Below are 21,942 nucleotides of genomic sequence, written 5' to 3'. Positions count from 1 at the left end.
CTGGCCGTCAGGGCATTTCAAGCGCCCGTCAGAACAACGCCAGGCTGTAGGTGAGGAAGACCCGGTTCTGGTCGACGTCGGTGCTCGCCTGGCTGCGCAGGCTGGCGTTGCGCCAGGTGATGCCCAGGCCCTTGGCCGGTCCGGCCTGCACCACGTAGGCCAGGGTGAAGTCCCGTTCCCACTCCTGCAGGTGCCCGCGTTCGGAGCGGATGCCGCTGCCCTTGAGGTAGGCGACGTTGCTGGTCAGCTCCGGCAGCCCCCAGGTGCCGAAGTCCAGCCCGTACTGGGCCAGCCAGGTGCGTTCGCCGGCGCGGGCGAAGCTGTTCAGCTGGCGGTCGGTGATCAGGTAGACGTCGCTGCCGTTGCCCTGGTTGGGCTGGATGAAGTGGCTGTCGCCGGTCAGGCGCTGGTAGCCGGCGCCGAGGGTGTGGGCGCCGAGGCTCCAGCTGAACAGGGCGCTCCAGGCGCGGTTGTCCACCCGGCCCCGGTGTGCGCCGCTCTCGCCGTTGCCGGGGCCGTAGTAGCCGGCGGCGGTGTAGCCCTCGGCGCGGCCGCTGTGGCTGGCGTTGCGGCCCGTGGCGCGGGTGTCGAAGTGGCGCAGGTCGGTCTTCAGCGTGCCCAGGGGCAGCGCCTGCTCGTGGTTGAGGCCGACGAAGTGCTGGCGATAGAAGTCCTCCAGCTGGCCCAGGTAGTACTGCACCTGCAGTTGCTCGCTGACCTGGTAATCCAGGCCGAGGAAGTCGAAGGCGTCGCTGTGGCGGGCCGGTGCCGCGCTGACGGCGTTACCGGGCTTGCGCGGGCTGTTGGCGCCGTTGATGGAGAGGTCGTCGCGGTGGCTCTGGGCGCGCCCCTTGGCCTGGCGCAGGCGACCGGCCAGCAGGGTGAGGTCGTCGAACTCGCGCACCGTCAGCTGGGCGCCTTCGAAGGTCTGCGGGAGCAGGCGTCCGTCGTTGGCCTTGATCACCGGCAGGCGCGGGATCAGGGTGCCGACCCGCGCCTCGCCGGCGCCGACCCGCAGCTTGGCGGTGAGCCCGAGGCTGCTGAATTCGTCGCGGGCGCGGCCATCGTGCTCCAGGGGAAACAGCGCGCTGGGGGTGCGGGCCTGGTCGGCCTTGCCGGCGCGGCCACCGCCGTCCAGGCGAAGGCCGAGCAGGCCGATGGCGTCGAGGCCGACGCCGACCGTGCCTTCGGTGTAGCCGGACTGGTAGTCCAGGCGCAGGCCCTGGCCCCATTCCTCGGTCTGGCCGGCGTGGCCGTCGCGGTTGTCCTGGTTGAAGTAGAAGTTGCGCAGCGCCAGGGTGGCGTGGCTGTCGTCGATGAAGCCGTCCGCCTCGGCCACGCCCATGGCGAGGGCCAGCGACAGGGCGAGGGGAAGGCGGAAATGGATGGCGGTCATGGCGTGTCCTCCTTGTGACCTCGGGCGGTTCAGGCCTGGTGCAGGCGCTCCAGAGCCTGGCGGTGCAACTGGGGATCGCCGGCGGCCAGCACGCTGCTGCCGGAGCCAAGGCCGAGCGGGCGGCCCTGCCAGTCGCTGATCACCCCGCCGGCGCCTTCGATGACCGGCACCAGGGCGCAGTAGTCCACCGGCGCCATGCCGCCGCCGTCGGCCACCAGGTCGATGCGCCCCCGGGCGAGGTTGGCGTAGGCGCTGCAGGCGGCGCCGTAGAGGCGCCAGCGGGTGGCGTCACGCAGCCGGGCGAAGGCTGCCAGGTGGGTGTCCGGCAGGCTTTCCGGGTTGCTGCTGGCCAGCAGCGCGCGGGCCAGCTCGGTGCAGGGGCGGGTGCGCACCGGCTGGCCGTTGAGCCGGGTGGGCTGGCCTTCCACACCGACCCAGCGCAGGCCGGCGATGGGCAGGTCGACCACCCCCAGCACCGGACGCCCGTCACGGCACAGGGCGATCAGCGTGCCGTACACCGGGACCCCGGCGATGAAGGCCTTGGTGCCGTCGATGGGGTCGAGCACCCAGCTGTATTCGGCGTCGCGCTGGTGGTCGGGGTACTCCTCGCCCACCACGCCGAAGCTGGGCGTGTGGCGGGCGATGGCCTCGCGCAGTTCGCGCTCGATGGCGCGGTCGATGGCGGTGACGGGGCTGGCGTCGTCCTTGTCCTCGAAGGGCTGGCTGTCCTGCAGGGCGGTCTGCCAGTGGGCCTGCAGGCGGGTGCGGGCGAGGTCGGCCAGGTGTTCGGCGGTGGCGCGGTGGTGGGCGGTCATGTCCGGCTCCGTGTCAGAGGGCTTTGTCGAGGCCTTTCCAGGCGCTGAGGAAGGCGTCGCGGCCGGCGATGGCGGCCTGCTCGTCGGTGGGGAAGACGGCGATGTCCTTCAGCTCCGGCAGCTCGACATGGGCGCTGACCTCGATGTCGCTGCGGCTCGGCCGGCGGTAGGCCTGCTCCAGCAGGGTGATCTGGGTGTCGCGGCTCAGCAGCAGGTCGTAGAGGCGCTTGCCGGCCTCGGGGTTGGGGCCGTTCTTCACCAGTACCAGGGCCTCTTCGGTGACGAAGGTGCCGTCGGCGGGGTAGACCAGGCGGATCTCCCGCTGGCCGCCGGCGACATAGGCGTAGGCGTTGCCCTCGAAGGTCAGGCCGACGGCGTATTCGCCCTGGGCCACCTGGTTGAGCACGGCGCTGGAGTTGCGCGAGACCACCAGGTTGGCGGCCAGGCGGCGGAAGTCCTCCTCGCCCAGCAGCTGGCGCAGGCCCCAGAGCGCGGTGTAGGCGGTGGAGGTGGCGGTGGGGTCGCCGACGATGATCCGCCCCTTCCAGGCCGGGTCCAGCAGGTCGCGCCATTGGGTGGGCTCCTTGAGCCCGCCGAGCTGCTTGCGGTTCACCATCATCACCACCACCTGGATGTTTGCGGTGCTCCACAGCTGCTGCGGGTGCTGGTGCGCCTCGGGGATGGCCTGGGCCTGGGGCGAGCGGTAGGGCGCGTAGAGCGCGGTGAAGGCGCCCAGGGTGTTGGGCTGGGAACTCCAGAACACGTCGGCCCGAGCCGCCTGGCCCTCGGCCTCGATGCGCTTGAGCAGGGCGGCGCTGGAGCCGTTGACCACGCCGATCTTCAGGCCCGGGTCGAGGCGCTGGCCGCTGTCCAGCAGGGCCTGCACCGCCGAGTCGTTGTTGGTGGTGTAGAGCACCGCCTGCTCGCGGGCGAGGGCGGATTGCAGCAGGTTGAGGGCGAGGGCGGCCAGCAGGGCGGGCAGCCGGTGCTTCCAGGTGGCGTTCATGGCGAGTCCTTCCTTGCGGTTCAGAAGACCTTGATGCGGAACACCCGGGTGGCGATGACCACCGGGACGAGGGTGAGCAGAACCAGCACCAGCCCGTAGGCCGCCGCCTGGCCCTGGAGGCCGGTTTCCACCAGGCGGAAGACCTGGATGGTGATGGTCTCGCGGCCGGCCGAGTACACCACCAGCGAGGCGCTCAGCTCGGCGACGATGGTGGTCCAGGTGAGCACCGCCGCGGCGGCGACGGCGGGCGCCATCAGCGGCAGCACCACCTTGAAGAAGGAGCGCAGCGGCGGCACGCCGAGGCTGATGGAGGCCTCCTCGATGGAGTCGGGGATGTTGTAGAGGGTGGCCGAGGCGCTGCGCACGCCGAAGGGGAAGCGGCGGATGACGAAGGCGACGACGATGATCGCCGCCGTGCCGCTGAGCGCCAGCGGGCCGCTGTTGAAGGTCATCACCAGGCCGATGCCGAGCACCGTGCCGGACATGGCCAGGGGCAGCATGGCGAGGTAGTCGATGGCCGGGGTGAGCAGGTTCTTCTTCTTGATCACCAGGTAGCTGATGACCACGCTGAGCAGGATGCCCACCAGGGTCGCCAGGGCGCCGTAGGCCAGGGTGTTGAGGATGGGTTCCGGGCTGCGCAGCAGGACCCGCTCCAGGTTCTCCAGGGAGAAGCTGCCCCAGTGCATCACCGGCCCCCGCGAGCGGGTGAAGGCGCTGGCCAGCACCGTCAGCAGCGGCAGCGAGGAGAGCAGGATGAACAGCGCCGTGGCCGCGCCCAGCAGCGCGCCGCGTACCCCACGCAGGCGCTTAGCCGGGGCGCTGCGGCCCTGGACGATCTCGTAGCGCTTGCGCCCCACCAGCCAGCGCTGGAAGAACAGCACCCCGGCGACGATGGCGATGGACAGGGTGGCCAGGGCGCTCTGCAGGCCGGCGTTGGTGCCCATCTCGGAGACGAAGCTGAGGTAGGTGAGCACCGAGAGCAACTGCACCTTGCCGCCCAGCAGGGTGGCGATGGCGAAGTTGCCCACCACCAGGGTGTACACCAGCAGCCCGGAGGCCAGCACGGCGGGCAGCACCACCGGCAGCATCACCTGCAGGCGCGCCTTGGCCGGCGGCACGCCGAGGCTCTGGGCGGCTTCTTCCAGCTGGGCGTCGAAGCCGCGGATGGCGGCCAGGGTGCCGAGGTAGATGTAGGTGTAGTAGACCAGGCTCATCACCAGCACCAGGCCGGGCCAGCCGTAGAAGCTGGGCAGGGCGAGGCCGAGGTGGTCCTCCAGGGCGCGGGTGAGCAGGCCGTTGTTGCCGAGGATCATCAGCCAGGTCTGGCTGACGATCACCTCCGGGACCACCAGGGTGCACACCGGCAGCACCGCCACCAGCGCCTTGCCGGGGAAGTCGAAGCGCGCGGTGACATAGGCCAGGGAGACCCCGAGCACGCTGGCGCAGCCCGTCACCAGGGCGCCCAGCAGCAGGGTGTTGCCGAGGGCGCGCAGGTAGCGCGGCTCGTCCAGCAACTGGGCCCAGCCACTGCCGCCGGCACCGGCCACGCTGCCGTGCAGCAGGTTGGCCAGGGGCCAGAGCAGGAACACCAGCAGCAGCCCCAGGGCGAACAGGGCGAGGAGCAGCCAGGGGGAGGGCAGGCGCCGGTTCATTGGGCCACCACCCGGAGCTGTGCGGGGTCGAACTCCAGGCTCACCGGCTGGCCTTCGTGGAAGCCGTCGCCGTCGGTGCCGAAGCGGTCGACGTTGAGCTGCTGGGCGTCCGCCAGCTCGATGCGGTAGCTGGTGCGGTTGCCCAGGTACTGCTTGCGCCGCACCTGGCCGGCCAGGCAGTTGCCGAGGCTCTGCCCGGCGGGGCCCAGGCGGATGCTTTCCGGCCGTGCCACCAGGTGCACCACGGGCTCGGGCAGCGCAGCCTCGGCGCGGGCCTGCAGCGGTTGGCCGGCCACCAGCACGCGGATGCCGTCGTCGCCGGCCTGTTCCAGCACCCGTGCGGCCAGCAGGTTGGCCGAGCCGATGAAGTCGGCGGCGTAGGTGCTGGCGGGGGACTGGTAGATGGCCTGGGGGCTGCCCAGTTGCTCGATACGGCCCTTGCGCATCAGGGCGATGCAGTCGGAGAGGGCCAGGGCCTCTTCCTGGTCGTGGGTGACGAAGACGGTGGTGATGCCGATCTCCCGCTGCAGGTCGGCGATGGCGGCGCGGATCTGCAGGCGCAGCTGGGCGTCGAGGTTGGACAGCGGCTCGTCCATCAGCAGCACCTCGGGCTCGATGGCCAGGGCGCGGGCCAGGGCCACCCGCTGCCGCTGGCCGCCGGAGAGGGCGGCGGGGTGGCGCTCGGCGAAGCCGCTCATGCCGACCCGTTCCAGGTACTCGCTCACCTTGCGGCGCAGGGTCGCCGCGTCGGTCCGGCGGGCACGCAGGCCGTAGGCGACGTTGTCGAACACGGTCTTGTCGGGGAACAGGGCGTAGTCCTGGAAGACCATGCCGATGCCCCGGCGGTGGGCGGGGACCTGGGTCATGTCGACGTCGCCGAAGGCCAGGCGCCCGCCGCTGGGGCGGATGAAGCCGGCGATCACCCGCAGCAGGGTGGTCTTGCCGCAGCCGCTGGGGCCGAGCAGGGTGAAGAAGCTGCCGTCGGGGATGTGCAGGTCGAGGCCGTCGATGACCTTGATCCCGCTGCCGTAGCTGACGTCCAGCTGGCTGATGCTGATGGATGACATCGCATTTCTCCGTTCGCGTGTTTGTTCTTGTTGGCGCGGGGGCGGTGCCTGGGCGGGCCGCCCCGGGGTGTCGTTGCACCCCGTGGATGGGCCTACTGTGAACGGGGCGCGGGCGGGTGGCTTGATCGATTCGCCCGGTTGCGGTGCGCGGTTCGGCACAGCCGGGCGACCGGCCTCAGGCGCGGCAGCGCTCGCGGTACTGGCTCGGGGAGAGCCCGGTGAGGGCCTTGAACTGGCGGCTGAAGGCGCTGTGGTCGGCATAGCCGCAGCGGTAGGCGATCTCGGTGATGGGCAGCTCGCCGGCCAGCAGCTGGGTGGCGGCGCCCAGGCGCGCCTTGTGGATCATCTGCCGGGGGCTGAGCTGGAAGATGCGCTTGCACAGGCGGCCGAGCTGGGAGGCGGAGAGCCCGGCGATGGCGGTGAGTTCATCGAGGCTGATGGGCTCGGCGAAATGCTCGCGGATGTGGGCGTCCACCGCCGCCAGGCGCTGGAAGGCCGGGTGGCTGGACTGCGGCGCCTGCAGGTCGTAGGAGATGCCGGCCATGCCGATGACCCGCTGCGCCGGGTCGCGCAGGGGCAGCTTGTGGGTCAGGCACCAGCCGGGCTTGCGGCCGGGGTAGAGGTGCAGTTCCAGCTGGTCGCTGAGCTGGTCGCCGGCTTCCAGCACCTGGCGGTCCTGCTCGGTGTAGAGGTGGCCGAAGCGGCGCGGGAACACGTCCTCGGCGGTGCGCCCCAGCAGCGGCGCCTTGTCCCTGAAGCCGCAGCGCTGGGCGAGGGTCTGGTTGACCAGCACGTAGCGGGCGTCCAGGTCCTTGACGAAGAACACCACGTCCGGCATCGCGTCCAGCAGCGGCGCGACCTGCTCCAGGCAGCGCAGCAGGCTGGGCAGGTCCGGGGCGTGTGAAAGGCATTCGAGCTGCATCGTGCATACGCCGGAGGCTGGCTGTCGGGAGGGTTCGGCCCGTCGGCCGCCGGTCCCGGGCGGCCTTGGGCTGTGAACCTAGCCCGGCCCGTTCGGCGGGCGCCAGAGGCCGGGCGCCCCGGGGAGGGGCGCGCAATTGCGTATTCACGAGGGGGAAGGTGACCGGTTGGTCAGTCGCCATTTCCTGCCAGGCCAGGTCCCGCACCGTGCGTGCGGGGCGCCGGGTCAGCTGCGGCGTTCGACGATGTAGCGGGCCAGGGCGCGCAGCGGCTCGGCGGCCTCGCCCAGGGGGCGCAGGGCGTGCAGGGCCTGGTCGCGCAGCTCCAGGGCATAGTCCTTGGCGGCGTCGAGGCCGAGCAGGGCGGGGTAGGTGGGCTTGTCGGCAGCCTGGTCCTTGCCCTGGGTCTTGCCGAGGGTGGCGGTGTCGCTTTCCACGTCGAGGATGTCGTCCTGCACCTGGAAGGCCAGGCCCACGGCGCGGGCATAGACCTGCAGGGCACGCAGCAGGGTGTCGTCGGCGCGGCCGCTGGCCAGGGCGCCGAGGCGCACGCTGGCTTCGATGAGGGCGCCGGTCTTGTGCCGGTGCATGGTCTCCAGGGCGGCCTGGTCGAGGCGGATACCCACGGAGCCGAGGTCGATGGCCTGGCCGCCGACCATGCCGGCGGGGCCGGAGGCCCGGGCCAGGGCGGTGATCATGGTCAGGCGGGTGTCGCCGTCCTGCGGGTTGCGGCGGCGGTCGGCCAGCACTTCGAAGGCCAGCGCCTGCAGGCCGTCGCCGGCGAGGATGGCGCAGGCTTCGTCGAAGGCCTTGTGGGTGGTGGGCTTGCCCCGGCGCAGGTCGTCGTCGTCCATGGCCGGCAGGTCGTCGTGCACCAGGGAGTAGGCGTGGATCAGCTCCACCGCGCAGGCGGCGCCGTCGGCCTGGTCGAGGTTGCCGCCAAGGGCTTCGCAGGCGGCGTAGACCAGCAGCGGGCGGACGCGCTTGCCGCCGTTGGTGACGCTGTAGCGCATGGCCTGGTAGAGGCGGTCCAGCTCGTTGGAGGGGGCGTCGAAGAGGGTTTCCAGGGCGGCGTCGACGCGCGCCTGGCAGCGGGCCTGGTAGGCGGCGATCATGCCGGCTCGTCCGCGTCGAAGGGGGCTTCCTCCAGCTCGCCGTCGCGCTCCAGCAGCATCTGCACCTTCTGTTCGGCCTGGCTCAGGGCGCCCTGGCATTCCCGGGTCAGGCGGATGCCCTGCTCGAAGGCGCTCAGCGAGTCTTCGAGCGAGAGTTCGCCGCTTTCCAGGCGTTCGACCAGCGCTTGCAGGTCGGCGAGTGACTGTTCGAAGTCGGGGGTGGCTTTCTTGCGGGCCATGGAGGGGTCTCGGGGGATTTCAGAACGGGCGGACACTAGCAGAGGCGCGGCCTTGCGGGCAATCGACGGTGGTCGTAGCGGGGTGGTTTCGTGGCTTAGGGACGGTGTTGTGGTAGGTGCCGGTACCTTCACCATGGCGCTGCCCGAAAGCGGTGTCTCAACGCCAGGTTGGTTATCGAGCTTTGCTGATGTCGCCTGTTTCGCCTTGCCTGGCGAGTTTCTTTTTTCAATCGTCGGAATGCCGCCCACAAAAAAGAAACCAAAAAGGCTCGCCCCGCCATCCGGGTCCCGCTGCGCGGGACTTCCCTCGCTCCGTCGCCGCTACGGGGGCCGGCGCGATGGGCCATCCATGGCCTGGCGCGCCTCTCGCGGCATCCATGCCGCTCGTCCCCCTGCGCAACGACTGCGCTCGGCCTCCTGAAGGGGCCGTTTCCCTGCCCCACCTTCTATTGCCTGGGACGATCACCGTGTGCGCGTCGTGCACGATCTGAGGGGCATCGCCTACTCGGCTCAGCGGTCACGCAACGCCGGTTTTCAAGGATTGAGGAAGTAGTAGGCGGTCATCCCGGTGCCGACGGCGATGACCCAGGCGCGCAGCCAGGCGGTGGGCAGGCGTTTGGCCAGGGCGCCGCCGGCGTAGCCGCCTGCGCTGGCGGCGGCCAGCAGGACGGCCAGTTCGGCCCAGCTGACCCGGCCGGCGAGGACGAAGGTGACCACGGCGGTGCTGTAGATGGTGCTGGAGAGCAGGTTCTTCAGGGCGTTGGCGCGCAGCAGGGGGTGCCCTTCGATGGAGAAGGCCGCCAGTTGCAGGATGCCCATGCCGGCGCCGAAGTAGCCGCCGTAGACGGCTACCAGGGCGTGGGCCAGGCCGCCGCCGAGGCCGTGGGGCGGCAGGCTGTCGGCGCTGCGGTGGCGGTTCACCCAGCGGCTCAGCCAGGGGCTGGCGGCAAACAGCAGGGTGGCGGCGGCCAGCAGCCAGGGGATGAGCCGGCGGAACACCGCATCGCCGCCGGCCAGCAGGAGCAGCCCACCGGCCACGCCCCCCAGCACCGAGAGCAGCACCAGGGGGATCACGTAGCGACCCAGCGGACGCAACTGCTCGCGGGCGGCCCAGCTGGCGGCCAGGCTGGCGGGCCAGAGGGCGACGGCGTTGGTGGCATTGGCGGTGACCGGCGGCAGGCCGGTGGCCATTAGGGCGGGGAAGGAGAAGAAGGTGCCGCCCCCGGCCAGGGCGTTCATGCCGCCGGCGGCGAAACCGGCGAGCAGCAGGAGGAAGCAGTCGGCAAGCGTCATGGAGCCCCGCAAAAAGGCGCGAGCTTACGCACCTGGGCGGCCCGGGGCAAAGCGCAAGGTCACTCGGCGAGGCAGGCGTCGGACTGCTTGGTGTAGGTGACGGCGCGGGTCTGCCCGTGGGTGTCGAGGTAGGTCATGGTCGCTTCCACCAGTTGGCAGGTGAGCGGGTGGGGCTCCTCGATGCTGAGCACCTTGGCGACGTCCAGGTCCATGCCGTAGGTGTACGGCACGGGCTTCGGCGGTGCGGCGAGGGCACTGGTGGCGAGGCCGGCGAGCAGGGCGCCGATAAGGAAGGTGGGTTGGGTGCGCATGGGGGTCTCCAGGCTGTGGAACAGGCCACTATGAGAACCCGCGCGCCGCTGCGGAAAAAGCCGTTGGCGGAGGAAGGGCTTTTCCGCAGGGCGCAACAATCGCGGCGGTCAGAGGCGGATCTGCTCCTGCTGGCGTTCGGCTTCGATCTGGTCGAAGCAGGCGCGCATGGCCTCCACCAGGCGCGGTTCGAAGTGCCGTCCGGATTGCTCGAGGATGTGGGCCTGGGCGCGCTCCAGGTCCCAGGCCTGCTTGTAGGGGCGTGGGGAGCGCAGGGCATCGTAGACGTCGCAGACGGCGACGATCCGTGCCGCCAGGGGGATGTCCTCCCCGGCCAGCCCGCGCGGGTAGCCGCTGCCGTCCCACTTCTCGTGGTGGCCGTAGGCGATCTCGGCGGCCATGTCGATCAGCAGCGTGCCGCGCTCCTCGTGGAGGATGGCGTAGCCGATGTCGGGGTGTTTCATCATGGTCCGGCGCTCTTCGTCGGTGAGGGGGCCGGGTTTGCGCAGGATGTGGTCGGGGATGCCGATCTTGCCCAGGTCGTGCATGGGGGCGGCGAGGCGGATGGTTTCGCACCAGGTTTCCGACATGCCGATCGTGCGGGCCAGCAGGGCGGCGGAGCGGCCGATGCGCAGGATGTGCTCGCCGGTCTCGTCGTCGCGGTAGCTGGCGGCCCGGCTGAGCCCGCGTATGGCGGCGCGGTAGCTTTCGTTCAACTGCTCGGTGCGCTCGCGCACCTCCTGTTCGAGGTGCTCGTTGAGGTGCTGCAGGCACTCGGTGGCCTGTGCCAGGTGCAGGCAGTTGCGGATGCGCAGCAGCAGCTCGGGCAGGTCCAGGGGCTTGGTGACGTAGTCGTTGGCCCCCAGTTCCAGGCCACGGCGGCGGTTCTCCGGGTCGTTGAGGGCGGTGAGGATGATCACCGGAGTCCGTGCCCGGTCGCGGTTGGCCAGGGCCTCGAGGATGGCGAAACCGTCGGGCTGGGGCATGTCCAGGTCCAGCAGGAGCAGGTCCCAGGATTCGCGCTGCAGCCAGTTCAGCGCCTCCGCGGAGTCGGAAAAGCACACGACGTTGCGCAGCTTGAAGGCCTTCAGGCTGCACTCCAGCAACTTCAGGTTGTGGGCCACATCGTCGACGATGACGACCCGTGCATCGGAGGGGATCTCGGAAAACATCAGGTTGCTCCACGGCCCTTCGAATCGGGGCTTCGCCTGCTGATCATCCCGCCGGCTCGCAGGGCGGTCAGGTAGACCTTGGTCGCGCCCGGGCCAGCGGTACAGAAGGTATAGGCGGAAAATCCACGGCCATCCGGTCACCGTTTCGCTTTGCAGAGGCTGATTAATGGCTCTTTGATGGCATGTTGCGCGTGGTTGCGGTGAAAGGACGTGCTCCCCGGCTGCTGTTGGGCGGGCCGGGGCGTAGGAGGTTTCCGACGAATGGCGCGGTTGCTAGAGGCGGAACGAGGACACCACCCGGTTGAGGTCGACGGCCAGGCGCGACAGGTCCTGGCTGGAGGCGCTGGTCTGCTGGGCGCCGGCGGCGGTCTGGGCGGAGAGGTCGCGGATATTGACCAGGCTGCGGTCCACCTCGCGGGCCACGGCGGCCTGCTCTTCGGCGGCGCTGGCGATCATCACGTTCTGTTCGTTGATGGCGGCGATGGTGCGGGAGATTTCCTGCAGGCTCTGGTTGGCGCGCTCGGCCAGCTGGGCAGTGTCGCGGGCCAGTTCGGAGCTGTCCTGCATGGTCTGTACGGAGCTGGTGGCTTCCTGCTGCAGGCGGCCGACCATCTGCTCGATCTCCAGGGTGGATTCCTGGGTGCGTTGGGCCAGCAGGCGCACCTCGTCGGCCACCACGGCGAAGCCACGGCCCTGCTCGCCGGCACGGGCGGCCTCGATGGCGGCGTTGAGGGCCAGCAGGTTGGTCTGCTCGGCGATGGAGCGGATCACGTCCAGCACCTTGCCCACCTCCTGCATCTGCCGCGCGAGGCTGCCGACCCGTTCGGCGCTGGTGTTCACCTCGTTGGCCAGGGCGCTGATGGCCTGGACGGTGTCGGTCATCTGCCGGCTGCCTTCATGGGCGGCGGTGTCGGCCTGGCGCGAGGCGTCGAGGGTGATGGAGGCGTTGTGGGCGACGCCGTCCACGGCGGCGCTCATCTCGTTGCAGGCGGTGGCGGCTTGTTCGATCTCGTGGTTCTGCTGCTGCAGGCCACGGGTGGAGTCCTCGGTCACTGCATGCAGCTCCTCGGAGGCCGAGGCGAGCTGGGCTGAGGAGTCGGTGATGTGGCTGATGGTGCGGCGCAGGCTGTCCTGCATGGCGCGCAGGGCTTCCATCAGTTGGGTGGCTTCGTCGCGGCCCTCGATGGGGATCGGCCGGGTCAGGTCGCCGGCGGCCACGGTCTGGGCGACGCCCACCGCCTGGGCCAGCGGGCGCACCACGCTGCGCGAGAGCACCACCGCCAGCACGATGGCCAGTCCCAGGGCGCCGCCGAGGATCACCAGCACCAGGAATTTAGCCTCGTGGTAAGCCGCGCCGCTGGCATCGGCGGCGGTACTCGCCCCCTGCTTGTTGATCTGCACCAGCGCCTGCAGGGCCTCGGTCATCTTCCCGCCGTGCTGGTTAAGCACCCCATTCACCAGCTGCAGGGCCTGGTCCTTCTGCCCGGCGTCGAGCATCTCGAAGATCTTCGTCTGGGTGTCCTGGTAAGCCTGGCGGGCGGCGGCGAAGCGCTCGTAGGTGGCTTTCTCCTCCGAGCTGGAGATCAGCGGGCGGTAGGTCTCTTCCTTGCCGGCCAGCGTGTTGCGTTCGTCCATGACGCGCTGGCGGGTCTGCGGGTTGTAGTCGATGTAGGCCCGCAGGGTGGCGTTGCGCATCTGCATGGCGCTCATGCCCACGTCTTCCAGGGCGATGATGCTGGGCAGCCAGTTGCTCTGGACTTCCTCGGATTTTGAATCCATGTGCCCCATCTGCCACAGCGAGCCGGCTCCCACCGCCAGCAGGAGGAGGACGAGGGCGGCGAAACCGGCGCCGATCCGGGTGGAAACGCGGTAACTGCGAATGGACATGACTGGACTCCCCGTCGGTGGACTACCGGGCTATCGGCGGTTGCTCTAGACACTTAAGCCGAGGTTTCCGTGTCTGGCGAATCCGAGGGGCGAGCGTGTCCGGGACTGATTCTCATACCCGCCTGGGTATGGGCCGTGGAAGAGGCCGTATTGCGAGGGAGTTGTCCGCCGAATGGCGTACGCAGGGTGCTGGTTGCCGAGCCTGGGCGGCGCTAACATCGGCCCCACGTCCGCCGCTTCGGTGGCCGTGATACCCCCTGCCAGCCCTGATGGACACCCACCGTGAGCCGAAAGCGAGACACCACGCCCCAGGAAGCCATGCTCAACCGTCTCGCCCGTGTCGAGGGGCAGGTCCGTGGCCTGCAGGCGATGATCCGCCGGGGCGAGGAATGCGAAACCATCGCGGTGCAGTTCAGTGCCGCCCGCAAGGCACTCGACAAGGCCTACCAGGAGATGCTGGCCTGCCTGCTGGAGGAGGCCTTCGCCGAATCCGGCCAGGATGCCGAGGCCACCCTGGCGCGGGTCCGCGCCATCTTCACCAAGTACACCTGACGCCCTTTCAACGCAGGCCCAGGCGCCGGTCCAGGGACCAGGCGCCAGCGCCACGTCCCACCAGCACCAGCAGCAGGGCCGCCCACGACAGGTGGGTGGACCAGGCGTCCGGGTAGACGAACACCTCGATCACCAGGGTCATGCCCAGCAGGGCCAGGGCCGACAGGCGCGTGGCCAGGCCCAGCACCAGCAGCAGCGGGAACAGGTGCTCGGCGTAGGTGGCCAGGTGCGCCGCCAGCTCCGGCGGCAGCAGCGGCAGGGCGTACTCGCTGCGGAACAGCTCGTAGGTGCCGGGGGTGATGCTCAGCAGCCCTTCCACCTTGGTGCGGCCGGAGAGGAAGAAGACCGAGGCGATCCCCACGCGCACCAGCAGATAGAGAAGGGCATCCGGCAGCAGGCGTTGCAGGCCGTCGGCCAGGCGGTTCCAGCGTGACGGTCGGGCGGGGAGGGTGATGGCCATGGGGGCTCCGTTTCAATCGAGGGGGGAGAAGGTGCCAAGGGCCATCAGCCGGCCCAGCAGTTCGGTGAAGTCCAGCGCGGGTTCGCGGGCCAGGGCCTGGGCGGCGGCTTCGCCCAGGGGCAGTCCGGCGGCGCAGGCATCGAGGAAGGTGCAGCCGCCGGGGCCCAGCACCTGGCTGTGCACGCCTTCGGGCGAGGCCACCAGCAGTGCGCCTTCACCGTGCCACGGCAGGGGTTCGGGCAGCGGCAGGCCTTCGCGGCTGCAGTGCCAGAGGGTGTGGATCGGCTGCTCGTCGAACCAGCACCAGCGCGCGCCGGCCCGGGGGCGCAGGCACAGGGCGTCGAGCCCTGCCGGGTCGTGGCCGGCCAGCCCGGTCAGGGTCAATGCCGGTTCCAGCGGCGCGGTGAAGGCCTCCAGCCAGAGCCATTCCAGGCGCGCCACCGGGGCCAGGTAGGGCAGCTCGCGGGTGGCCGGCAGGCTGTCGAGGAAGTCGGCGAAGCCGGCGCCGTAGTGCACCAGGCGCGCGTCCTGCGGGGGATGCTGCTCGGCGAAGTGGGCGGCGGCGGCGCGCATCCAGGCTTCGCCCACCAGGCGCTGGACGGCGGGGAAGTTGTCGCACAGGGCATCCACGCAGCCCTTGATCACGGTGTTGCGGTAGACGGCGAACGCCGGCTGGGCGCTGAGCGCTTCCAGGCCGGGGTGGGGGCGTTGGTAGAGCGCGTCGACGAAGGCGTCCTGGAACTCGGCGAGCTTCATGCCGCCTCCCGCGCACGTTGCAGCTGGGCCTGGGCGCGTGCCCGTTCGGCCAGCAGTTCGGCGAAGGCCGGCAGGTTGTCGTCCCGTTCGATCAGCGTCGGGCGCGGGCCGATGCGTTGCACCAGGTGGGCGTGCAGGGCCCACACGGCGTCGTCGATCGGGGCGTCGTGGCTGTCGATCAGCAACGGGCCGTTGGCGTCCTCGCTGTAGCCGGCCAGGTGCAGTTCCACCACGGCCTCGGCGGGGAAGCGGTCCAGGTAGGCGAGCGGGTCGAAGCCGAGGTTGTGGGCGCTGACGTGGACGTTGTTCAGGTCCAGCAGCAGGCCGCAGCCGGTGCGCCGGCTCAGCTCGGCGAGGAAGTCGATCTCGTCGAAGGCGTGGCCGTCCAGGCGCAGGTAGTGGCTGGGGTTTTCCACGGCAATGGGGCGGCCCAGGGCGTCCTGGGTGCGCTGGATGTTGTCGGCGATGCGCGTGAGCGCCTCAAGGGTACGGGGGAAGGGCAGCAGGTCGGGGTGGTACTGGCCGCGCCAGGCGGACCAGGCCAGGTGCTCGGACACCAGCACCGGCCGCACCCGGTCGGCCAGTTCGCGCAGGCGTGCCAGGTGCGCCGGGTCCGGCGGGGCATCGGCTGCCAGGGACAGCGACACCCCGTGCAGCGACAGCGGGTGGCGTTCGGCCACCCGCTCCAGCCAGGCCAGGCGTGGCCCGCCGACCATGTAGTTCTCCGGGTGCACCTCGTACCAGAGCCCCTCGGCCTCGCAGGCCAGGGCCTCGGCGAAGTGCGCCGGCTTCAGGCCCAGGCCGGCGCCCAGGCGGTGGGTGACGGACATGGTCGGCGCTCCACTCAGCCCTTGATCGGGGTCAGCGAGCCCATGCCGTGGGGCGTCTTGATCGAGGTGCAGGTGCCGGCGGGAACGTTCTTCCAGGCGTCGCCCTGGTAGTCCTTCTTCGAAGTGCCGGCGCAGCTGGTGCCGGCGCCGGCCTTGCAGTCGTTCTGGCCGGCCATGGCCACGCCGTAGCATTTCTCCATGGCCCCGGCGGGCTTGGCGCTCATGTCGTCGGCGAAGGCGGCACCGGCGAGGGAGGCCAGGGCGAGGGCGGCGGTGGTGAGGGCGATGGTTTTCATGGAATCTCTCCGAAAGGTGGGATGGCCGCGACGCTGCGTCGCCGGCTCGTGAGAGAGTTCGTCGGTCTTGCGGAAACGGTTACAGGGGGTTCGAAATTTTTTTGCACGCTTGCCAACACCGCACTGGCTGGGCCCTGGAGCGCCTGCGGGCGTGCGCATGCGCGGGTGTGGAGATTTGCCCTGGCGCCTCCTAACGTATTAAAAACCGCCGCCACGACGGACCCTTGCCTGCCGTTCGTCGCCCCGAACCCCGTTTCCCGACCCCCGGTGTAACCCGACCCGCCCATGTCACGAACTGACCCTCAGGCCACCCTGGACCAGCGCGAAGCCGAGCTTCAGGGCTTGCTGCTGCGCGGCATGGCCGGCGATGCGGCGGCCTACCGGGGCTTTCTCACGGCACTGGGTGGTTACCTGCGGGGTTTTCTCCGCCATCGCCTGGCCAGCCGCCCGACCGATGTGGAGGACCTGCTGCAGGAGGTGCTGCTGGCGGTGCACAACGCCCGCCACACCTACCGCGCCGACCAGCCGCTGACGGCCTGGGTCTACGCCATCGCCCGCTACAAGCTGGCGGACCACTTCCGTGGGTTCGCCCGCCGCGAGGCCCTGCAGGACCCGCTGGAAGACAGCGAGCAGACGCTGCTGGCCGTGGAGGATGGCGAGCCCGCCGAGGCACGACGGGACCTGGGGCGGCTGCTCGGGCAACTGCCCGATCGGCAGCGCCTGCCCATCGTCCACGTCAAGCTGGACGGCCTGTCGGTGGAGGAGACTGCGCGCCTTACCGGGCAGTCCAGCTCCGCCGTGAAGGTGAACATCCACCGGGGCCTGAAGGCCCTGGCGGCCCTGATTCGAGGAACGCAGAACGATGAAGACCGATGACCTGATCAGCCTCCTGGCCACCGCTGACCCGGGCGTCGACACCGGCGCCCTGGCGCGGCGCATCGGCCTGGCCCTGCTGGGCGGGGCCCTTGGTGCACTGCTGCTGATGGCCAGCCTGTACGGCGTACGCCCGGACCTGGCGCAGGTGGCCGGCACTCCGCTGTTCTGGGCCAAGCTGGCGCTGCCGGGCAGCCTGGCGCTGCTGGCGTTGTGGCTGTGCAGCCGCCTGGCGCGGCCGGGGGTGAAGGGCGGGGTGGCCTGGGGCCTGCTGGCCCTGCCGGTGGTGCTGGTGTGGGTCGGCGGTGCCGTGGCGCTGGCCGGCGTGCCCGCCGAGGCCCGGCCCGAACTGGTGCTGGGCCGCACCTGGCGCACCTGCGCGTTGAACATCGGCCTGCTGGCGGTGCCCACCCTGGCGGCCATCACCTGGGCCCTGCGGGGCCTGGCGCCGGTGCGCCTGGGCCAGGCCGGCGCGGCCGCCGGCCTGCTGGCGGGCGCTACGTCGGCGCTGGCCTACAGCCTGCACTGCCCGGAGATGGGCGTGCCGTTCTGGGGTGTCTGGTACCTGCTGGGCATGCTGCTGCCCACCGTGCTGGGGGCCGTGCTCGGCCCCCGTCTGTTGCGCTGGTAGGGCGCCTCCGGGGAAGAGGCGCCCGCCAGGGGCTCAGCCCCGCGCAGCGGCTGCGCGGGCCCGCGCGGCGTGCAGCTTCTTGTAGCTGTCGATCAGGCGCTGGTGGCGGTCCAGCCCTTCCAGTTTCAGGCTGGTGGGGGTCAGGCCGTGGAAGCGCACGCTGCCGTCCAGGGAGCCCAGCACCGCGTCCATGCGCTCGTTGCCGAACATGCGGCGGAAGTTGGTCTCGTAGTCGCCCATGTCCAGGTCGTCGTCCAGGGTCACTTCCAGCGCCGCGTTCAGGGCCTGGTAGAACAGGCCGCGCTCGACGGTGTTGTCGTTGTACTGGAGGAAGGCTTCCACCAGCTCCTTGGCGTCTTCGAATTTCTTCAGCGCCAGGTGGATCAGCAGCTTCAGCTCCAGCACGGTCAGCTGGCCCCACACGGTGTTGTCGTCGAACTCGATGCCGATCAGCGTGGTGATGTCGGTGTAGTCGTCGACCTCGGTGTTCTCCAGGTTGCGCAGCAGCGATTTCAGCTCGCGGTCGCCCAGGCGGTGCAGGTTGAGGATGTCGGCGCGGAACAGCAGGGCCTTGTTGGTGTTGTCCCAGACCAGGTCCTCCACCGGGTAGATCTCCGAGTAGCCGGGCACGAGGATGCGGCAGGCGTTGGCGCCGAGGTCGTCGTAGACCGCCATGTACACCTCCTTGCCCATGTCTTCGAGGATGCCGAACAGGGTGGCGGCCTCCTCGGCGTTGCTGTCCTCGCCCTGGCTGGAGAAGTCCCACTCGACGAATTCGAAGTCGGCCTTGGCGCTGAAGAAGCGCCAGGACACCACGCCGCTGGAGTCGATGAAGTGCTCGACGAAGTTGTTCGGCTCGGTCAGTGCGTGGCTTTCGAAGGTCGGCTGCGGCAGGTCGTTGAGGCCCTCGAAGCTGCGCCCCTGGAGCAGCTCGGTGAGGCTGCGCTCCAGCGCCACTTCGAAGCGCGGGTGGGCGCCGAAGGAGGCGAACACGCCGCCGGTGCGCGGGTTCATCAGGGTCACGCACATCACCGGGAATTCACCGCCCAGGGAGGCGTCCTTGACCAGCACGGGGAAGCCCTGCTCCTCCAGGCCCTGGATGCCGGCGAGGATGCCGGGGTACTTGGCCAGCACGGCTTGGGGCACGTCCGGCAGGGCCAGCTCGCCTTCGAGGATCTCGCGCTTGACCGCCCGCTCGAAGATCTCCGACAGGCACTGCACCTGGGCTTCGGCCAGGGTGTTGCCGGCGCTCATGCCGTTGCTGAGGTAGAGGTTCTCGATCAGGTTGGACGGGAAGTACACCGTCTCGCCGTCGGACTGGCGCACGAAGGGCAGGGAGCAGATGCCGCGCGCGGTGTTGCCGGAGTTGGTGTCGTACAGGTGCGAGCCGCGCAGCTCGCCGTCCGGGTTGTAGATCGCCAGGCAGTGCGCGTCGAGGATCTCGGCCGGCAGGGCGTCCTTCGGGCCGGGCTTGAACCAGCGTTCGTTCGGGTAGTGGACGAAGTCGGCGTTGGCGATGTCCTCGCCCCAGAACTGGTCGTTGTAGAAGAAGTTGCAGTTCAGCCGCTCGATGAACTCGCCCAGGGCCGAGGCCAGGGCGCTTTCCTTGGTCGAGCCCTTGCCGTTGGTGAAGCACATCGGCGAGCTGGCGTCGCGGATGTGCAGCGACCAGACGTTGGGCACGATGTTGCGCCAGGAGGCGATCTCAATCTTCATGCCCAGCCCGGCGAGCAGGCCGGATAGGTTGGCGATGGTCTCTTCCAGCGGCAGGTCCTTGCCGGGGATGCAGGTGCGCTGGCCGCTACTGGTGGGGATCAGCAGCGCCTGGGCGTCGGCGTCGAGGTTCTCCACCTCTTCGATGATGAACTCGGGGCCCTGCTGCACCACCTTCTTCACCGTGCAGCGGTCGATGGAGCGGAGGATGCCCAGGCGGTCCTTCTCGGAGATGTCGGCCGGCAGCTCCACCTGGATCTTGAAGATCTGCGCGTAGCGGTTCTCCGGGTCGACGATGTTGTTCTGCGACAGGCGGATGTTGTCGGTGGGGATATCGCGGGTCTGGCAGTACAGCTTGACGAAGTACGCCGCGCACAGGGCCGAGGAGGCCAGGAAGTAGTCGAACGGCCCCGGCGCCGAGCCGTCGCCCTTGTAGCGGATCGGCTGGTCGGCGATCACCGTGAAGTCGTCGAACTTGGCTTCGAGGCGGAGGTTGTCGAGAAAGTTGACCTTGATTTCCATGCAGGGGCACCAGCGTAAGAAAGGGTGGAACGGTGAAGGAGGCGACTCCGGGGGCGCCCGTCGGTCATCCGCATGGCCCTGGCCAGGGCGTGCAGGCAGACACTCGGGGGACGTGACGGGAGCGAGGAGGGCGGGCGCGCCAGGGACCGGTCCGCTGACCGGTAGCCGATGCCGCAGTGGGTTCGCCGGCGGGAAGGATAGGGGAATTGGCCGCCAGTGCCCAGGCGTGGCTGCCCGGTAGGCACGCGGCAGGCCGCTGCGGCGACGGCCGGCGGCTGGCAAGGGGCGCCTGGCGGCGAAGCTGCGGCGATGAATTGGGGCGGTGAAAATCCTTCACTCGCCGGGGCTTTGCCATCAACATGTCGGCCCTGCGAACGCGTGAGGGTCTCTCCATGAAGAAGCTGTTGATCATCGGCATCGGTGCCGGCAACCCCGAATACATCACCATCCAGGCCATCAACGCGCTCAACCAGGCTGACGTCTTCTTCATCCTGGACAAGGGCATCAGCAAGGAAAAACTCATCCACCTGCGCCGGGAAATCTGCGAGCGCTACATCAAGGACCGCGACTACCGCTTCGTCGAGGCGGGCAGCCCGGAGCGCGAACGCGGCGGCGACTACGGCGTGGCGGTCAAGGACCTGAACCTGGCCAAGCAGCAGGTGTTCGAGCGCCTGATCGGCGACCTCGGTGAGGACGAATGCGGGGCCTTCCTGGTCTGGGGCGATCCGGCCCTGTACGACAGCACCATCCGCATCCTCGAGGCCATCCTGCGGGACGGCCGGCATGCCTTCGAATACGAGGTCATCCCCGGCATCAGCAGCGTCCAGGCGCTGGCCGCTCGCCACAAGGTGCCGCTGAACCGCATCGGCGGGACCATTGAAATCACCACCGGGCGGCGCCTGGCCGAGGGCTTCCCGGCGCATGCCGACAGCGTGGTGGTGATGCTCGATGCCGAGGACACCTACCGGCGCCTGAACGCGCCGGACCTCGACATCTACTGGGGGGCCTACGTCGGCACGCCGGACGAGATACTGGTAGCCGGCAAGCTCAAGGACGTGGCCGAGGACATCGCCCGGGTGCGCCAGGCGGCGCGTGAGGCCAACGGCTGGATCATGGACACCTACCTGCTGCGGCGCGGGGGCGAAGGCGACGCGTGACGCCCCGCTCGCGCGGCCCTACACGTACTGCGCGGCGGCGTAGCCGGAGGCCCAGGCCCACTGGAAGTTGAAGCCGCCCAGGTGGCCGCTGACGTCCAGCACCTCGCCGACGAAGTAGAGCCCGGGGGACTTCAGCGATTCCAGGGTCTTGGATGACACCTCGCGGGTGTCCACCCCACCCAGGGTGACCTCCGCCGTGCGGTAGCCCTCGGTGCCTGCCGGCACCAGCTGCCAGTTGCCCAGGCGCTCGGCGATGGCCTTCAGCTCGCCGGGGCTGTACTGCTTCATCGGTTTGGAGGTGAACCACTGCTCGGCCAGCAGCCCGGCCATCTTCTTGGTGAACAGCTCGGCCAGCAGCGTCTTCAACTCGCTGTTGGGCCGCTCGCGCTGCTGCTCGGCCAGCCAGGTCGGCAGGTCGAGGGCGGGCAGCAGGTCGATGCTGACGACATCGCCGGGCTGCCAGTAGGAGGAGATCTGCAGGATCGCCGGCCCGCTGAGCCCGCGGTGGGTGAAGAGGATGTTCTCGACGAAGCTCTGCCCGTTGCAGCTGACCCGGCAGTCTTCCACCGAGGTGCCGGACAGGGCCTCGCACAGCGCCTTCAACTGCGGATCGGTGACGGTGAACGGCACCAGCCCGGCGCGGGTGGGCAGCACCGTATGGCCGAACTGGCGGGCCACCTGGTAACCGAAGCCGGTGGCGCCCAGGGTGGGGATGGACAGCCCGCCGGTGGCGATGACCAGGGATTCGCACTGGGCGGGGCCCTGGCTGGTCTCCAGGCGATAGCCCCCTTCGTGGCGGCTGATCTCGCTGACCGAGGTGTTCAGGCGCAGGTCCACGCCCGCCTGCTCGCACTCCTCCAGCAGCAGGCCGAGGATGTCGCTGGACTTGTGGTCGCAGAACAGTTGGCCGAGCTTTTTCTCGTGGTAGGGCACGCCGTGCTTGGCCACCAGGGCGATGAAGTCCCATTGGGTGAAGCGTGCCAGGGCGGACTTGCAGAAGTGCGGGTTGTGGGAGAGGAAGTTCGCCGGCTCGCAATACAGGTTGGTGAAATTGCAGCGGCCGCCCCCGGACATGAGGATCTTCTTCCCGGCCTTGTTGGCGTGGTCCAGCAGCAGTACGCGGCGTCCGCGCGCGGCGGCGCTCATGGCGCACATCAGCCCGGCGGCACCGGCGCCAATGATGATGACCTGGGGGGATAGCACGGTGAGGACCTCGTGAGCGTGGCGTCTGGCGGCGGAAAGCGGCGCATCTTACCCGATCCATGCGGGGGGCCGCGGCCT

At 69.7% G+C, this 21,942-nt stretch carries 22 protein-coding genes; 4 read left to right on the top strand and 18 right to left on the bottom strand.

The window, feature by feature from the left end:
- Positions 1-28 precede the first annotated feature (28 nt).
- From FBY21_RS16235 to FBY21_RS16180, 12 genes are all read right to left on the bottom strand, one after another.
- Entirely contained in the window at positions 29-1,396 is a 1,368-nt protein-coding gene (locus FBY21_RS16235; RefSeq protein ID WP_142012332.1) for an OprD family porin, read from the bottom strand.
- Between the two features lie 29 nt (positions 1,397-1,425).
- Positions 1,426-2,211 (bottom strand): inositol monophosphatase family protein, encoded by a 786-nt coding sequence (locus tag FBY21_RS16230; RefSeq protein WP_142012330.1) that lies wholly within the window; start codon positions 2,209-2,211, stop codon positions 1,426-1,428.
- 13 nt (positions 2,212-2,224) lie between these two features.
- Positions 2,225-3,217, bottom strand: coding sequence for an extracellular solute-binding protein (locus FBY21_RS16225; RefSeq protein ID WP_142012327.1), 993 nt, complete (start codon positions 3,215-3,217; stop codon positions 2,225-2,227).
- A gap of 20 nt (positions 3,218-3,237) precedes the next feature.
- Positions 3,238-4,869 carry an ABC transporter permease gene (locus FBY21_RS16220; RefSeq protein ID WP_142012325.1) on the bottom strand — a complete coding sequence of 544 codons (1,632 nt, stop codon included), beginning with the start codon at positions 4,867-4,869 and terminating at the stop codon, positions 3,238-3,240.
- Positions 4,866-5,936, bottom strand: coding sequence for an ABC transporter ATP-binding protein (locus FBY21_RS16215; RefSeq protein WP_142012323.1), 1,071 nt, complete (start codon positions 5,934-5,936; stop codon positions 4,866-4,868). The genes FBY21_RS16220 and FBY21_RS16215 overlap by 4 nt, the downstream gene beginning before the upstream one ends.
- A gap of 175 nt (positions 5,937-6,111) precedes the next feature.
- On the bottom strand, positions 6,112-6,858 hold the full coding sequence (locus FBY21_RS16210; protein WP_044402460.1) for an AraC family transcriptional regulator: 747 nt from the start codon (positions 6,856-6,858) through the stop codon (positions 6,112-6,114).
- A gap of 225 nt (positions 6,859-7,083) precedes the next feature.
- Positions 7,084-7,971, bottom strand: a complete 888-nt coding sequence (gene ispA, locus FBY21_RS16205; RefSeq protein WP_074972856.1) for a (2E,6E)-farnesyl diphosphate synthase — start codon at positions 7,969-7,971, stop codon at positions 7,084-7,086.
- Positions 7,968-8,210, bottom strand: a complete 243-nt coding sequence (locus FBY21_RS16200; protein ID WP_044402455.1) for an exodeoxyribonuclease VII small subunit — start codon at positions 8,208-8,210, stop codon at positions 7,968-7,970. Before FBY21_RS16200 ends, ispA begins: the two co-directional genes overlap by 4 nt.
- 534 nt (positions 8,211-8,744) lie before the next feature.
- Entirely contained in the window at positions 8,745-9,503 is a 759-nt protein-coding gene (locus tag FBY21_RS16195) for a sulfite exporter TauE/SafE family protein (RefSeq protein ID WP_107331775.1), read from the bottom strand.
- A gap of 59 nt (positions 9,504-9,562) precedes the next feature.
- Positions 9,563-9,814 carry a DUF2790 domain-containing protein gene (locus FBY21_RS16190; RefSeq protein ID WP_044402449.1) on the bottom strand — a complete coding sequence of 84 codons (252 nt, stop codon included), beginning with the start codon at positions 9,812-9,814 and terminating at the stop codon, positions 9,563-9,565.
- A gap of 108 nt (positions 9,815-9,922) precedes the next feature.
- Positions 9,923-10,984: an HD-GYP domain-containing protein gene (locus FBY21_RS16185; RefSeq protein WP_142012320.1), complete on the bottom strand. Its 1,062-nt coding sequence runs from the start codon at positions 10,982-10,984 to the stop codon at positions 9,923-9,925.
- Between the two features lie 273 nt (positions 10,985-11,257).
- Positions 11,258-12,871 carry a methyl-accepting chemotaxis protein gene (locus FBY21_RS16180; protein WP_142012318.1) on the bottom strand — a complete coding sequence of 538 codons (1,614 nt, stop codon included), beginning with the start codon at positions 12,869-12,871 and terminating at the stop codon, positions 11,258-11,260.
- A 318-nt stretch (positions 12,872-13,189) separates the two neighbouring features.
- Between FBY21_RS16180 and FBY21_RS16175 the strand changes: the two genes are divergently transcribed.
- Positions 13,190-13,423, top strand: coding sequence for a metal-sensing transcriptional repressor (locus FBY21_RS16175; protein WP_044402440.1), 234 nt, complete (start codon positions 13,190-13,192; stop codon positions 13,421-13,423).
- Positions 13,424-13,430: 7 nt separating this feature from the next.
- Here FBY21_RS16175 and FBY21_RS16170 read toward each other — a convergent pair whose 3' ends face one another.
- From FBY21_RS16170 to FBY21_RS16155, 4 genes are read right to left on the bottom strand one after another with little or no spacing between them, the layout of a single operon-like run.
- Positions 13,431-13,883: a DoxX family protein gene (locus FBY21_RS16170; RefSeq protein ID WP_074972864.1), complete on the bottom strand. Its 453-nt coding sequence runs from the start codon at positions 13,881-13,883 to the stop codon at positions 13,431-13,433.
- Positions 13,884-13,895: 12 nt separating this feature from the next.
- On the bottom strand, positions 13,896-14,639 hold the full coding sequence (locus tag FBY21_RS16165; protein ID WP_142012316.1) for a DNA-binding domain-containing protein: 744 nt from the start codon (positions 14,637-14,639) through the stop codon (positions 13,896-13,898).
- Positions 14,636-15,469 carry a DUF692 domain-containing protein gene (locus tag FBY21_RS16160; RefSeq protein ID WP_142012314.1) on the bottom strand — a complete coding sequence of 278 codons (834 nt, stop codon included), beginning with the start codon at positions 15,467-15,469 and terminating at the stop codon, positions 14,636-14,638. The genes FBY21_RS16165 and FBY21_RS16160 overlap by 4 nt, the downstream gene beginning before the upstream one ends.
- Positions 15,470-15,483: 14 nt before the next feature.
- A complete protein-coding gene (locus tag FBY21_RS16155) occupies positions 15,484-15,765 on the bottom strand; it encodes a DUF2282 domain-containing protein (RefSeq protein WP_142012312.1) in 282 nt (93 codons plus the stop codon).
- Positions 15,766-16,050: 285 nt separating this feature from the next.
- Between FBY21_RS16155 and FBY21_RS16150 the strand changes: the two genes are divergently transcribed.
- Both FBY21_RS16150 and FBY21_RS16145 read left to right on the top strand, forming a co-directional pair.
- On the top strand, positions 16,051-16,641 hold the full coding sequence (locus tag FBY21_RS16150; protein WP_044402425.1) for a sigma-70 family RNA polymerase sigma factor: 591 nt from the start codon (positions 16,051-16,053) through the stop codon (positions 16,639-16,641).
- The gene (locus FBY21_RS16145) at positions 16,628-17,269 is read left to right on the top strand and encodes a DUF1109 domain-containing protein (RefSeq protein WP_107330130.1); all 642 of its coding nucleotides are present in this window, start codon (positions 16,628-16,630) and stop codon (positions 17,267-17,269) included. The genes FBY21_RS16150 and FBY21_RS16145 overlap by 14 nt, the downstream gene beginning before the upstream one ends.
- A gap of 33 nt (positions 17,270-17,302) precedes the next feature.
- Here FBY21_RS16145 and FBY21_RS16140 read toward each other — a convergent pair whose 3' ends face one another.
- Positions 17,303-19,504: an OsmC domain/YcaO domain-containing protein gene (locus tag FBY21_RS16140; RefSeq protein WP_142012309.1), complete on the bottom strand. Its 2,202-nt coding sequence runs from the start codon at positions 19,502-19,504 to the stop codon at positions 17,303-17,305.
- 392 nt (positions 19,505-19,896) lie between these two features.
- Here FBY21_RS16140 and cobF point away from each other — a divergent pair, with 392 nt between their 5' ends.
- Positions 19,897-20,661 carry a precorrin-6A synthase (deacetylating) gene (cobF, locus tag FBY21_RS16135; protein WP_044402414.1) on the top strand — a complete coding sequence of 255 codons (765 nt, stop codon included), beginning with the start codon at positions 19,897-19,899 and terminating at the stop codon, positions 20,659-20,661.
- A gap of 18 nt (positions 20,662-20,679) precedes the next feature.
- Here the strand turns inward: cobF and FBY21_RS16130 are convergent, their stop codons facing one another.
- Positions 20,680-21,864, bottom strand: coding sequence for an NAD(P)/FAD-dependent oxidoreductase (locus tag FBY21_RS16130; protein WP_069563120.1), 1,185 nt, complete (start codon positions 21,862-21,864; stop codon positions 20,680-20,682).
- Between the last annotated feature and the right edge of the window lie 78 nt (positions 21,865-21,942).

The organism is Pseudomonas sp. SLBN-26 (assembly GCF_006715895.1).
In the GTDB taxonomy this organism is placed as follows: Bacteria; Pseudomonadota; Gammaproteobacteria; order Pseudomonadales; family Pseudomonadaceae; genus Metapseudomonas; species Metapseudomonas otitidis.
Note: the sequence above shows the minus strand (reverse complement) of the source record. Positions and strands in the feature narration are given on the sequence as shown.